Genomic DNA, 13,714 nt, shown 5'->3' on the forward strand with positions numbered 1-13,714 from the left:
ACTCAAAAAGCTAACTTATTTTTCTCTTAAATCCTGATTAAATCAATCTTTTTTTACTCAGCTAAAAGCTGAGCTATTTTGCCTTGTATAGGAGTTTAGACTAACCGCGCCCTAAAGCGCGGTTAGTCTAAACTCCAGTACATAGAGCGATCGCAAAAGCAGCTTCATCTTTTTTACGGGATAATCGGTCGTCAACAGCACCCAGATCGAGTGTGAATGAGCCTTGTGTTGCTATCGACACCCGCAGCACTCATTTTACCCTTTTTGAAAAATCAATACTCCCAAAGGATGAAATTGGCGAGCGTAGACTTAACCATCATCTTCCACCGCAGCTCGGTGCATTGTACCAACTACTACCGAGAATCATCGAGGAAGCATTTGCAACTAATTCCATTTCCCCCGCACCGTTCACCCGCCATCTCGTCGCCTCTACAATTGGGGTATTGGGAATTACCGATATTCTTCGACTGTCCCGTTCTCCCCTTCTGCCACTCGACCCCACTTCCACCAAACGCACATCCCGCCAAACTGCCCTACTTCTGAGGGCTTGCGTTGGGTCATCGGGTAAACCGCCGTTGCCGGTAATTGTAAAGCTATTACCCACAGAAGTCGCACAACTAGCGACAATACTCCTGTCTACATCCTCAAAATTTGTCGATAACTCGACTAAACCAGCGCTGGGGTCAAGATCGGGAGTATTAATTTCTACCACACCGCTAAACTGAGCGCCCAGATCCGAGCTAGCGGTAATATCGCTTTCGGGAGTCAAATTATCTCGAAACTGAGTCCCAAAAATACCCGCAACGGTGATGTTAATTCGACCCCCAGAACCTGCTTTAGCATTGGCAGTAATATCGCTATTTTCTAAAGGCATAGCCACGATAAATTGAGAGTTAATATTTAAGTTGCCACCATTTCCTGTTCCTCCCAATGCCGTAGCAGTAATGGCACTGCCATTGCGAAGTAATAATAAAGAATTCACATTCAAGGAAATCTCACCGCCTAATCCGGAAGCTGTTGTAGCATTGATTTGGCTTTGACGATCGAGCCAAATTGTATCGGCATTAATAGTTAATTTTCCCGCATCGCCAGTTCCCTCATGTCTAACTCGAATTTGACCGCCGTTTTGGATGGTTAATCGCTGTGTATTAACCGTAATTTCTCCGGTATTACCGGTGAGTTGTTCGGGAAGGAAGAAATTCTGTTGGATGGTTCTGTTAAAGACTACAGAACTACCTTCTACTCCAGCTGGAAAATGATCGGGAGCAGTGCCACTAATGAAAATGTCAGAGGCATTGATAGTCATCTTACCTCCATTTCCACTGGCAGCTGTAGTTGAATCAACTATTCCCCCATCAAGTAACCTCAGTTGGGGAGTAGTAATCACAGCATTACCTGCATTTCCCTTACCCAAGGTTACCGTTCCCAGTGAACTGGGAGCCACCAGCGAGGGACTGCTACCAATCACTTCAATAAATTGGGAAGCGGTGACGGTCAGATTACCGCCATTGCCCGTGCCAGAATTGGGTAGAGGTTGTCCAAAGGTGAAAATGGACTGGGTAACGCCGGATGCTACCCCTGCGCCATCCCTGATGCTTAAGGTTTCGGTGGTTAAAGTGAGATTACCTCCGTTTCCCGAACCAGTAGTAACATTAAATATTCCAGTAAGATTGTCGCGAGCTAGAGGGCTGCTTCCTACTACTTCCACCTGTGTGGCATTGACGGTGACATCCCCTGCATTGCCTTCTCCCGCGCCTAGAAGTGGTTCGCCAATGAATTGACTCAAACTAAGTGAACCTATTTTTGCTCCTTCAAATAGTCTTAATTGTGGACTGGATAAATTAAGATTTCCACTATCACCTTTTCCTAAAGTTAGTGCCGCAATACCGCTAAAAAGTTGCGGCGCTAAGGGATTGAGTCCTGTTGCTTCCACAGACTCACCAACATTTACTTGGAGATCTCCTCCCCTTCCCGTTCCCTGCACTAAAGATAAGATTGCTCCTCCATCCGATAGGTCAATTCTAGAGGCGGCTATATCTACATCTCCACCTCTTCCTGCACCCAAGTTATAGCTAACAATTCCACTTGGAAAAAGCGGATTAAAAGCATTAGATCGAATCGCAGTAATCGCGTTGCTATTGACGGTAATTTTGCCGCCATTTCCGGTTGCTTGTGGCCCTACTAAGCTGGAAATTTGTCCGCCATCAATTAAGTTAATTTGTGCAGCGGCAACGTTAATATTTCCTCCTACACCTGCGCTATAAGTTTCGCTGGCAATCCGACTGTTGAGTAGTTGCGTGAGGGGATTTTGATTGGGGTCAGGGGAACTAAAGCCGCTAATAGTAATGTTTCCAGTGGCATTGACGGTAATATCGGGTGCGTTTCGATCGCTGATGTTGCGGGAAAGGATTTGCGATCGCTCTAAGCTGATATTCTGTCCTTGTAGCTGAATACTACTATGTTCTGTTACGTCGATATTGGTATTGGTTACCAGACTATCTGTGAAGGAAATATTGCCGTTACTCTTGAGGATAAGATTTCCTCCTAGTGCTGTCAGAGAACCTGTTACAGTTAGCTCATCTCCTTGCAAAGTTAAATTTTGTCCTGGTGCTACAGCTAAATTCCCTCGATTGACTAATTGGGCTGGCGAATTTCGCACCGCGTTGCTAAATAATGCGCCCGGTTGCACGCTTAACAAACTGCTATTGCTAATATCTTTGGCGCTAAAAAAGCCATTTTCTCCTAATGTGATACCATCCGCAGTGCCGGCAGTAAAAGAACCAGCTATATTTAATTGAGCGTGCTGTCCAAAGATAATGCCGTTGGGATTGATTAAAAATAAGTTCGCCACACCATTAGCGCGAATTAAGCCATCTATATTCGAGATGTTGCTACCAGTAACTCGACTGAAGATATTTTGAATATCTAATGAGTTATTGAAAACAGCTTCCGTACCTGTGGGGACAGAAAATTCTTGAAAGCTGTGAAATAAATTGCCCCCAGCCGTTGTCCCGCCTTCAATGCGGATGCTGTTGCCATTGGGAATGGCAATGCTGTTGTTTGGTAAGGTGGTATCGGGAACTATCTGTGCAATGGTGGGTTTAGGAGAGAAAACGCATAAACAGTAGAGGGTTGTTGCGAAATAGAGAGAAAGAGAAAGCAGTTTCATGTTTTTGAGAGGTAATGGCTCACCAAAAGCACCTAGCTTGAGCGCTAATTAATATTTCTTGCTTTAGCACTATGAGTTAGCATTATACTCTGTTTGAAAGGTCAATACTTCAATCGGAGGAAATTGGTCAGTGCTGGAGTTCGATCGTGCTAGGTATCGAAATCGCGATCGCACTCTCAAATACCACAACCAGGCGTACTATACCAAGGACTTCCACCGACTCCCTAGATCAACGCAGATCGAGACAATTTAAGATATGTTGAAACGATTCGCTCGGAGATGATATTAGTCGTTACTTTTTTTTCTGGCTCTGATTGCCGATCGCACTAATTTTACCCGATAAGGATCGGCATCTTTGCGCCAATATAAACGATAATTGCGAATTTCCGCGCAATGTTCTTCTAAGCAGCGTTCCCATCCTTTCAAAGTTTTAATTGCGTTTATATCGTCAAATAATCCCCTATTTTCTTCCTGTTCGCTGAGTTTGGCAAATTTCTCATAACCGGGATAGTTGGCTGTCAGGACAGTTTCTTTGCGATGCCAAACAGGGGGGTCTTGGGAATCAGAATAGTCTCGATAGCTGACGTGCAAATCTCTCAAGTCGATGTGCATACTTGTGTGTAATTTTGGATGCGGTTCTGTGTCAAAATCGGGATAAAATAAGTAGGATATTTTTGGTTGTTTGGTGTGAAATTTGATTAAGGTGACTTCATCCATGCGACCGATCGTTCTGCTGGCGCAACCTTCGTAAATTCTCAATCGATAATCGAGTTCGGAAAGTGCAGAAACGTGAATGAATAAAGCGTTGGGTCGTTTGTGACCGATCGCGCTTTCTTCGCAACATTTAGCAACGACACTCAAGTCACCTAAACTGAATAGAATATCTTCTGCTTCTTCTCTAGCTTTTTTATAGCTACCAAACAAAGCTTTGATATCTTTTTGGACAACAGGTTCTATATCTTTAAATTGTACGTAATCTTTGAATTCTGACAAGGCGAGGTAAAGTAACAAATCGGAACGACGCTTTTGTTTAATCATATCCCATTCTCCTGCTTCTGTTGCTTGTAAAATTACATCAAAAGCTCGCGTTATTCTGCGAAATTCAAAGTTAATTTCCGCTTCTTCCGGTAATTCTCCCGGTACGGGAAGACGACCGCGATCGGTCACAAATGCCATGAGCGGTGCTAGCAAATCTTTGTAATCTTCAAACCGCTTGACTTGGGTGCGAATTCTCGGTGTTGAAATGCGCGATCGACATCGAGAAGCGCGGAAATTTTGTGCTTGATTTTCATCCCGAAACACAAAGTAAATTCCCAAAGCAACTGGAATAGAATCGACACCAAGTACTCGATCGATATAAATTTTCAGTTCTTCCTGTTCGTAATATTTTTGGAAAGTGTTGTGACGAGTAATCACGCCATCGCCGAAAGCAATTTTTCCATGCTTTTCATCATCAATTAAAACTTGCGCGGACACAAGCAAAACCTGACGGGTAAGTTCCCAAGCTTTTCGCAAAGCTTCGCCGCGTTCTTCGATATGTTCGATGACATTAATGACATAACCGATATTAACAATATCTGCGGGAATGCAAGCTTCGTTTGGAAAGTAGAAAGGGTCCCATCCATTGCTAGTGTACCCGCGTTCTGCAATCCGATTTACATCACCGCCGTGACCGCAACCATAATCAAAAAACGTCGTATTTTCTGTGAATAAATTAGCTTCTAAAGCAAAACGCAATGGTCGAGATAAATCGGTGCGAACAATTGCTGCTCTGTGGCGTTCAATTTTGGGTATTCGCGATAAGCGATCGCCATTTTCATTTACTACACGATGACCTTGTATTTCTACACCTTGGTATTGTAACCATTGCATCCAACCTTGACGAGTACCTATACTGCTGGTTTTATCCAGAAGACCTAACTTTTCTTCTGCCTTTGTCAGTTGTTCAAATTCTTGATAGTAAGGATATTCGGGAGTGACAAAAGTTTCTTTTCGATGTAGAATAGGTGGATTATGCGAATTAGAATAATCGCGATATCTCATCATCGGTGAAATTTCATTATTTTCCAGGTTAATTTGGACACTGGCAAGTAAAGCGGGATGAGGGTCTGTATCAAAATCGGGATAGAAAAGATAAGATATTTTTGGTCGATCGCTATGGAATTTAATTATATTTGCGCCAACCATTCCCGTAGCGATAATCTGGGAAAATTTCTCGTAGTGCTGGCGCAGCGGCGGGTCGAGTTTTTCTATGGCAGAAATGTGAACGTAGAGAGCGTTGGGTAATTTTTTACCAATCAAACTTTGTTGACACCATTTTTCCAGGGATTCAGGTTCTTCTATTGGGGATATTATCTGAGTACTATTGTCACATTCAGCACTCAATAGTTCTACCTCAACTTCGGGTACATCTGGATGCAAAGAAGTGAAGCTATCCATCGCCTTATCCCAAACTCGAACGCACTCTCAGTCAAATAGATTGTAACCGTTCAGGGGGTGCGCCTGCGGCGCACCCCCTGAACGGTTACGATTTACTGCTTTAATGAAAGGAGATGAAGATTTTTCCGATTGAATCAGTAAAAAATCTACTATTACTTGACCTAGTTCGGGTATGTTATCGATGGCATAATGTAAACAAGCTGTAAAGCGATCTTCCTCTGCAAGTTCAGGCGGTAGCAAAAAAATGTTGTTCATAAGTTTTTCTACACTTTTATCCAAGTATCCAACTAATACCCAGTAACATCGTTTGATTACTTTATCATTTGGTTATTTTCAGTTTATCCTAGAACAAGCAGACTAAATACGCTCTATGCTCGACATTCCTCAACTCCTCGCACAAGAACTATCCCTCAACCTCTCCCAAGTCAACAACGCTCTGGAACTACTCGCCGAGGGTGCGACCATTCCCTTCATCGCACGCTACCGTAAAGAACGTACTGGCGCACTTGATGAAATCCAACTTCGCGACATCTCGGACAGACATACCTATCTGACGGAATTGGAAGAACGGAAAAAGACGATTTTGGATGCAATATCGTCGCAGGGGAAACTCACCGACGAACTAAAAGCCAAAATCGAATCCTGCTTGCAGAAAAACGAATTGGAAGATTTATATCTTCCCTACAAACCAAAGCGACGCACCCGCGCTACTATTGCTAGAGAAAAAGGTTTGGAACCTTTAGCAGAATTCATCAAATCTTTGAACAACCGCAATGCGAAACCTGTACCTTTGGAACCAGAAGCGGCGAAATATATTTCGGAAGAGAAAGGTGTCAAAACTGCCGAAGATGCGCTCAAAGGTGCTAATGATATTTTAGCAGAAGAAGTATCGGAAAAAGCGGAATTGCGTGCTTATCTGCGAGAATATCTGATGAATGAAGGCGTGTTCGTCTCGCAGATTAAAGAGGAGCATCCCGAAGGTAGTACTAAATTTGAAATGTATCGGAATTACCAGATTCCGGTGAAAAATATTGCACCGCACAATATGCTGGCATTACTGCGGGGTGAAAATGAAAAAATACTGGATTTAGATGTTTCCTTTGATGAATCAGCTGTATTGTATTATCTGGAATCGCAGGAAATTAAAACAAAAATTCCAGCCGTGAAAGAATTTTATCGGGAAATGCTGAAAGATGCGTTTAACCGTTTGATGAAAAATTCCCTCATTACGGAAGTGCGTACAGATAGAAAAGATTACGCCGATATTCAATCGATCGAAACTTTTGAAAGCAATCTGCGCGAGTTGTTGCTATCTGCACCGGCGGGAATGAAACCAACATTAGCGATCGATCCCGGTTTTCGGACTGGATGCAAAGTTGCGACACTTTCTGACACTGGTAAATTTTTGGAATATCAGGCAATTTTCCCCCACCAAGCCGCCGCACAACGCACGCAAGCTGCTAACACGCTGAAAAAGCTGATTGAAAAGTACGATATCCAGCTAATTGCGATCGGAAACGGTACAGCTTCTCGCGAAACAGATGAATTTGTTTCGGAAGTTTTAGCGACGATGGATCGCAAACCAATTAAACTCATGGTAAACGAGTCTGGTGCATCGATTTACTCTGCTTCTGATGTGGCGATCGCAGAATTCCCCGATCTCGATATTACCGTGCGCGGTGCGATTAGTATCGGTCGCCGTTTGCAAGACCCCTTGGCGGAATTGGTGAAGATAGATCCGAAATCAATTGGTGTCGGACAATATCAACACGATGTCGATCAAAAATTACTCAAGAAAAAGTTGGATGAAACCGTAGAAAGCTGCGTTAACTACGTTGGAGTAGACTTAAACACCGCATCGAAAGAACTCCTAACTTTTGTTTCTGGAATGACGCCAACTGTCGCCAAAAATGTCGTTACCTACCGCAACGAAAACGGCGCGTTTAAAAATCGCCGTCAACTGCTGAAAGTGGCAAAATTAGGGCCAAAAGCATTTGAACAAGCTGCTGGCTTTTTGCGTATTCGCGGCGGCGAAAACCCGTTGGATAATACCGCCGTGCATCCAGAAAGCTATAAAGTAGTGGAAGCGATCGCATCCGATCTTAACGTACCTTTGCATCAGGTAACGCAAATTCCTGAAAAGCTCAAATCCATCAACTTGAAAAAATACGTTACCGATACCGTTGGTTTACCTACACTGCGCGATATCATCGCCGAATTGGAAAAACCGGGACGAGATCCGCGTGCGGAATTCAAATATGCCACTTTCAAAGAAGGAATCAAAGAAATTTCCGACTTAAAAGTGGGGATGGAATTAGAAGGAATTGTTACCAACGTTGCTAATTTTGGCGCATTTGTCGATATCGGCGTGCATCAAGATGGTTTGGTGCATATTTCCCAACTTGCAGACAGATTTGTTAGCGATCCAAAAGAAATTGTCAAAGTCGGACAAGTCGTAAAAGTGCGAGTAATGGAAGTGAATGAAAAATTGAAGAGAATCAGCTTATCGATGCGATCGCAAAATTCAACGAATAACAATCCCAACACCAAAAATCGCCCCCGATAGAAAGGTATGTAGTTGCGCTTCAGCGCTCTTATTTAGTTGCAATAAACTACGTACCTAATTTCGCGCTTCAGCGCCTTATTCAGTGGCAATAAGAGCGCTAAAGCGCAACTACGTACCTAATTTCCCGCTTCAGCGCCTTATTCAGTGGCAATAAGAGCGCTAAAGCGCAACTACGTACCTAAGCGAGATCGCTTTCACGAACAATTCAGGCAATTAAGCCGTATTTTGAGGAGCAATGGTTACAAATGTGCTGTAGAGATTCAACTATAAATAAAACTAAATCCCTCACGAAATCGCCCGACCTGAAACTTTGCAATTATGCTGATAGCCTTGCTAATTCCGGACAACTACCAGCCTAAGTGCAAAGCGATTCAATCATTAACGAACAACGTACTGAGGAAGCAGGTGTAGCACATTACGCAGTACGCTATAGCCACCTAAATCCCACAAAAGGTAAGCTAAAAAACCAATCATTGCTAAGCGACCGTTCCAAATTTCTGCTTGCGGAGTAAATCCAAACAGAAAAGCATTGCGATCGACGCCATTGTATTCCTTAGCAACAGGAGGTAGCTCGGTAGAAGGACGACTTTCCATTGTTAACATTCCTTTACAAATCAATCACACTCTCATCCTAGCTAGCCGCTGATTGACTGCTGTCTGCCTATAGTCTCAAACTGCATACAGTACTAAAGCATGATGTCCCAGCTTTTTCGCCCAATGGTTGTATTACAAAAGGTTAATCAAACGATTAAATATGTCTTGAGATAGAGGAATTTATTTGTTTAGCATATTATTTGTTGCACGTTATTTAAATTTATACATATTTCTAAAAATTAGTTATAAAACCGACAAAATAATTATTATATTTGTCAACCGAGCGCCTGCATATAAACACATTAATAGAGCGTAAGATCGAAATAATAACATTTACCCTTAGTTGGGGTATAAAGCATTTAACAAGGATAACTATATGACAGCAACATTCGATCGAACTTCCGAAATTCAACTTCATAGCCAAGTTTCCAGCTTTTTGAAACAACCTAAAAAACTGTTAATTAATGGCAAATGGGTTGATGCTGCTAACGGTAAAACATTTCCCGTTTACAACCCCGCCACCGGAGAAGCGATCGCACAAGTTGCCGAAGGTACAGCCGAAGACATTAACCAAGCCATCAAAGCAGCACGCCAAGCTTTCGAGAATGGCCCTTGGTCAAGAATAACCGTTTCCGATCGCGGAAAATTAATTTGGAAACTAGCCGACTTACTCGAAGCAAATTTAGAAGAATTTGCCGAACTCGAATCGATCGATAACGGCAAACCGATCGGCGTTGCGCGAGTCGCCGACGTACCCCTCGCGATCGATTTATTCCGCTACATGGCAGGCTGGGCAACTAAAATTGAAGGCAGCACCATCCCCATTTCCGTACCTTACGATCCCGGCAGCAAATATTTTGCTTATACCCAACGGGAACCAGTGGGAGTAGTCGGACAAATTATTCCTTGGAATTTCCCCCTACTAATGGCAGCCTGGAAATTAGGCCCCGCACTTGCCGCTGGTTGTACGATCGTCTTAAAACCAGCCGAACAAACTCCTCTGTCAGCACTTCGCTTAGGCGAATTAATTTGTGAAGCTGGATTTCCCGATGGAGTAGTTAACATTATTCCAGGTTACGGTGAAACTGCTGGCGCTGCACTCGCCGCCCATCCCGATGTTGATAAAGTTGCTTTCACCGGTTCGACAGAAGTAGGCAAATTAATCGTCCAAGCAGCCGCCGGAAATCTCAAAAAAGTTTCCTTAGAATTAGGCGGTAAATCTCCCAACATCGTCTTCAAAGATAGCGATTTAGAAACAGCAATTCCCGGCGCAGCTAATGCGATTTTCTTCAATCACGGACAATGTTGCTGTGCTGGTTCGAGACTTTACGTAGAACAATCTATTTTCGATCGCGTTGTAGAAGGTGTTGCCGAACAAGGCAAGAAAATTAAAGTAGGCCCAGGTCTTGACCCCACAACCCAAATGGGGCCATTAGTTTCCGACGAACAACTCGATCGCGTTTGCGGCTATCTGCAATCCGGTTTATCTGAAGGTGCAACTGCTGTTATCGGCGGACAGCGAATTGGAGATAAAGGTTACTTTGTCGAACCGACAGTTTTAGTCAATACCAAACAAACAATGAAGGTAGTGCAAGAAGAAATCTTCGGCCCCGTTGTCACGGTATTACCATTCCAAGAAATCGACGAATTGGTGTCTATCGCTAACGATACCATCTACGGATTAGCTGCTGGCATTTGGACGAAAGATATCGCCAAAGCACACAATATAGCCAGCAAACTTCGCGCTGGTACTGTTTGGATTAACTGCTACAACATCTTCGATGCCGCTTTACCTTTTGGCGGTTACAAACAATCTGGATGGGGTCGCGACATGGGACGCGAAGCCCTGGAAAATTACACCGAAGTTAAGTCAGTTTGCGTGAGGTTGTAGTGAGAAACTGTTCGCAAACAAAAGATTAAGTAGGGTGCGTTAGGCGCTAGAGCGCCAGTCCAGTAGAATAAATTGACAAAAAGAACAACATAAGTGTTATGTAGGGGAGAAGCATTTGGGCGACAATTTACTACACAAAACCCAAGATTTTCTGTCCAAATGCTTCGCCCTGCCGTGGTCTCTTTTACTGGACTGGCGCTCTAGTTCCATAAAATAGCTTTAATCGTCAGGCAAGTTTCGCCGTAACGCACCAGATCCAAGAGATTGGTGCGTTACGCTTGAGCTAACGCACCCTACTTAATTAACATTTTCTTTACAAACAGTGTTTTAGATACCAAAAAGAAGCTATCCGAACGGGTGGGTTTATCCCGCTCTTACGATCGAGGAATAGGGCTCTTTCGGATTTATGGGGAAAAATGTTCGTAAATGTTACAGTTGATTGCGATCGCTGGGTTATGGCACGGAAACTAAATTATCGATCGAAAGTGTTGAAATTATCGCCCGTGCCTAACCCACCCTACCATTAGATAAGTTTCTATTATCACCACGAAAACGGGAGAGCCGAGTAGAATAGCTCTATGAAGTTTCAGTGGGACTCAGAGAAAGCGACTAGCAATGTTAAAAAGCATGGTGTATCTTTTGAAGAGGCTGTCACCGTCTTTGGAGATCCACTAGCTGTGACAATTTCTGACCCTGACCACTCGGTAGGGGAGTTCCGTTTTTTAACGATAGGTCACTCAAGTTTACAGCGCCTTTTGGTTGTGTCCCATACAGAACGAGAAGGTGAAGTGCGTTTAATCAGCGCCCGTTTAGCCACCCGACAAGAGAGAAGAAGTTATGAATCAGGAACCTGAAGCAAAAGTGGATGACGAAATGAGACCTGAATACGATTTTTCAGGTGGCGTTCGTGGCAAATACTATGAATCCTATATGCGATCGAGCAATGTTGTGATTCTCGATCCAGACGTAGCAGAAATATTTCGAGACTCAGCTTCCGTAAATGAAGCGTTGCGATTGCTTGCAAAAATTGCCAAGTCTGTCTCGGCCTAATTAACTGTTTCAAAATTATGCTGATGTCGGGGATTCACAAAAGTTTGTTTGCGCCAGCGCTGCGTAGCATTATCGCCCTTTCTTTTAGCTTGGGTTTAATTTAGGAAAACCAACATTTTTTCTCTTACAATATTATCCATCTTTATCATGGCAAGTTAGAACATTTTATCCCAAAGGTCGCAGAAATTCTACAACAGGATACGGGTATTGATGATGAACGAGGTTGTTGCGATCGATTTCTCTACCTATACAAACATTGTTGTGCTAACCGGGGCGGGAATTTCGGTAGCATCAGGACTCCCTACCTTTCGCGGATCTGGCAGTATAGGTGAAGAATCTTCTACAAAAAAATATACATCCGTCGAGGCAGTCGAACAAGACCCGGCTGGTTTGTGGCATTATTTTAGCAACTTCCGCATCACCGCCAGACAAGCTATCCCGAATGCAGCGCATCTCGCACTTGCGAATTTGGAACATCATCTTCGCGCCGACCGATCGTTCACTTTAATTACTCAGAATGTAGACGGACTGCATCAGCGTGCGGGGAGTCAAAATGTGATCGAATTGCATGGAAACGTACATAGAACAAAGTGTACAAATTCACAGTGTACTTTGGAACCTTACTCAGAGGAGAATCTGCATACAGACTCCATTCCTTCCTGTAAATTATGCGGACATCTGTTGCGCCCAGATATTGTATTGTTTGGGGAGTTCCTTTCACCATTAGCAGATTGGCAATCAAAGCGATCGCTCCGAGATTGCGACCTATTTCTTGCTGTTGGCACTTCCGGTTTAGTATTTCCTGCTGCTAACTTTGTCAGGTCAGCAGCTTACGTTGGCGCAAGAACAATTATGGTAAATCTCGAAGCGATCGATCCACCCAATCCATATTTCCAAGAAGAATATCTCGGACGTGCCGAAGAAATTTTACCACAACTGTTAGCGATCGGTAGGGATTAGGAAAAGGTGAAAAACTGTCCTAAAAAACCCGGTTTTTTATAAAAACCGGGTTTCTATTAGTTGTCCTCTACCTCCTCAAATGGTTACAAATCTAGTTCAATGTTTCCTAATTCTTGACGAATTCGTCGCATCCCAATTCCGTAAGCTAACACTTGCTTTAGTTCGCGATCGCTTTCTTCGAGAATCCACCGTGCTTGCCATTGTTGGGGTGGAATTATACCATATTTTTCAGGTATGACTACACCGTGATAAGCGTACACGCTAAATCCGTCCGTAAACTGAATTGCTGGCGTACCTTCTGCGTGAAGGCGTCGTTCGTTATCAAAACTAAGTTTTGACGGTCGATCGCAAACAAAGCAAGTTTTCTGCCAAGGGAAAATCCAACCGCATTCTTTCGCTACAGACTGAAGTGCTTCCCACTTGCCAGGGGAGTATTCGCAGTTTAACACTGAAATACAATAGTCAAAAGCACTAGCATACACTGCCCACAATTCGGGTTGTATGCAGTTATCATTTTGACTCGTCAGTTGGTTCCTCAGTTGCTTCCACAAAGAATTACCGAGTTGAATCCCCAGTTGTTTTGACAAAGGCGTCCAGAGATATCTTTTGAGCGGATCGATCGCTTCTAGTTCCAAATTATTCTCTACCAGGCTTCCCAATTGGCTACCCGGTGGAATGTCCAGTTGCTTCTCGATTTTACCCCTCAACAAACTTCCCAGGAAACGCCCCAATAAGGAGGGAGGCTTCTGCAAAGCTGCAAATGGGCTATCAAAAAATTGGATTTGAGGTTGACCGAGACCGATCGCACTGTAAACAGCTTGGATTGCTAACGCTGCTTTTTGACGATCGATCCTCTCTGTGGAAAGGGCGATCGCTCTCCACTTGTCACGGCTCGCTCCGATCGCAACTACTTGGTCAGGTGTAAGGTTTTCGATTTTAAATTTCAATATGCAGCCATCCGTATATTTTCAGCACAGTGGAACTATTCCCATCTTGAAATTGCCCCATTTTTCGAGCTTAACATCGGGGATATTGGTTTGCTGGA

10 protein-coding genes are annotated in these 13,714 nt (G+C 43.6%); 5 read left to right on the forward strand and 5 right to left on the reverse strand.

Translation table 11 applies throughout. The annotated features are described in order from the left end of the window. Window positions 1–316: 316 nt before the first annotated feature. The 3 genes from ACE1CD_RS16840 to ACE1CD_RS16850 form a co-directional block, all read right to left on the reverse strand. Entirely contained in the window at window positions 317–3,169 is a 2,853-nt protein-coding gene (locus ACE1CD_RS16840) for a filamentous hemagglutinin N-terminal domain-containing protein (protein WP_374825625.1), read from the reverse strand. A 285-nt stretch (window positions 3,170–3,454) separates the two neighbouring features. Continuing rightward, window positions 3,455–5,608: a DNA phosphorothioation-associated putative methyltransferase gene (locus ACE1CD_RS16845; RefSeq protein WP_374825627.1), complete on the reverse strand. Its 2,154-nt coding sequence runs from the start codon at window positions 5,606–5,608 to the stop codon at window positions 3,455–3,457. Window positions 5,609–5,635: 27 nt separating this feature from the next. Further along, complete coding sequence (locus ACE1CD_RS16850; RefSeq protein WP_374825629.1) at window positions 5,636–5,863, reverse strand: hypothetical protein; 228 nt, start codon at window positions 5,861–5,863, stop codon at window positions 5,636–5,638. A 115-nt stretch (window positions 5,864–5,978) separates the two neighbouring features. On the opposite strand from ACE1CD_RS16850, the gene ACE1CD_RS16855 reads away from it, so the two are divergent. Next, on the forward strand, window positions 5,979–8,174 hold the full coding sequence (locus ACE1CD_RS16855) for a Tex family protein (RefSeq protein ID WP_374825631.1): 2,196 nt from the start codon (window positions 5,979–5,981) through the stop codon (window positions 8,172–8,174). Window positions 8,175–8,552: 378 nt separating this feature from the next. On the opposite strand, the gene ACE1CD_RS16860 is transcribed toward ACE1CD_RS16855, so the two are convergent. Continuing rightward, entirely contained in the window at window positions 8,553–8,768 is a 216-nt protein-coding gene (locus ACE1CD_RS16860) for a chlorophyll a/b-binding protein (protein ID WP_374800444.1), read from the reverse strand. Window positions 8,769–9,144: 376 nt separating this feature from the next. Here ACE1CD_RS16860 and ACE1CD_RS16865 point away from each other — a divergent pair, with 376 nt between their 5' ends. The 4 genes from ACE1CD_RS16865 (at window position 9,145) to ACE1CD_RS16880 (ending at window position 12,669) form a co-directional block, all read left to right on the forward strand. Further along, on the forward strand, window positions 9,145–10,659 hold the full coding sequence (locus ACE1CD_RS16865) for an aldehyde dehydrogenase family protein (protein ID WP_374825633.1): 1,515 nt from the start codon (window positions 9,145–9,147) through the stop codon (window positions 10,657–10,659). Between the two features lie 578 nt (window positions 10,660–11,237). After that, window positions 11,238–11,513, forward strand: coding sequence for a BrnT family toxin (locus ACE1CD_RS16870; protein ID WP_374800446.1), 276 nt, complete (start codon window positions 11,238–11,240; stop codon window positions 11,511–11,513). Continuing rightward, entirely contained in the window at window positions 11,497–11,709 is a 213-nt protein-coding gene (locus ACE1CD_RS16875) for a hypothetical protein (protein ID WP_374800447.1), read from the forward strand. Before ACE1CD_RS16870 ends, ACE1CD_RS16875 begins: the two co-directional genes overlap by 17 nt. A 213-nt stretch (window positions 11,710–11,922) precedes the next feature. Next, complete coding sequence (locus ACE1CD_RS16880; RefSeq protein WP_374825635.1) at window positions 11,923–12,669, forward strand: NAD-dependent deacetylase; 747 nt, start codon at window positions 11,923–11,925, stop codon at window positions 12,667–12,669. A gap of 83 nt (window positions 12,670–12,752) precedes the next feature. Here the strand turns inward: ACE1CD_RS16880 and ACE1CD_RS16885 are convergent, their stop codons facing one another. Continuing rightward, window positions 12,753–13,616: a DUF6745 domain-containing protein gene (locus ACE1CD_RS16885; RefSeq protein WP_374800451.1), complete on the reverse strand. Its 864-nt coding sequence runs from the start codon at window positions 13,614–13,616 to the stop codon at window positions 12,753–12,755. Between the last annotated feature and the right edge of the window lie 98 nt (window positions 13,617–13,714).

The sequence above is a fragment of the Aerosakkonema sp. BLCC-F183 genome (assembly GCF_041929145.1).
Lineage (GTDB): Bacteria > Cyanobacteriota > Cyanobacteriia > Cyanobacteriales > Aerosakkonemataceae > Aerosakkonema.

Coding starts and splice junctions, on each gene's coding strand:
- ACE1CD_RS16840 (WP_374825625.1), bottom strand. CDS start 3,169: ATGAAACTGCTTTCTCTTTCTCTCTATTTCGCAACAACCCTCTACTGT.
- ACE1CD_RS16845 (WP_374825627.1), bottom strand. CDS start 5,608: ATGGATAGCTTCACTTCTTTGCATCCAGATGTACCCGAAGTTGAGGTA.
- ACE1CD_RS16850 (WP_374825629.1), bottom strand. CDS start 5,863: ATGAACAACATTTTTTTGCTACCGCCTGAACTTGCAGAGGAAGATCGC.
- ACE1CD_RS16855 (WP_374825631.1), top strand. CDS start 5,979: ATGCTCGACATTCCTCAACTCCTCGCACAAGAACTATCCCTCAACCTC.
- ACE1CD_RS16860 (WP_374800444.1), bottom strand. CDS start 8,768: ATGGAAAGTCGTCCTTCTACCGAGCTACCTCCTGTTGCTAAGGAATAC.
- ACE1CD_RS16865 (WP_374825633.1), top strand. CDS start 9,145: ATGACAGCAACATTCGATCGAACTTCCGAAATTCAACTTCATAGCCAA.
- ACE1CD_RS16870 (WP_374800446.1), top strand. CDS start 11,238: ATGAAGTTTCAGTGGGACTCAGAGAAAGCGACTAGCAATGTTAAAAAG.
- ACE1CD_RS16875 (WP_374800447.1), top strand. CDS start 11,497: ATGAATCAGGAACCTGAAGCAAAAGTGGATGACGAAATGAGACCTGAA.
- ACE1CD_RS16880 (WP_374825635.1), top strand. CDS start 11,923: ATGAACGAGGTTGTTGCGATCGATTTCTCTACCTATACAAACATTGTT.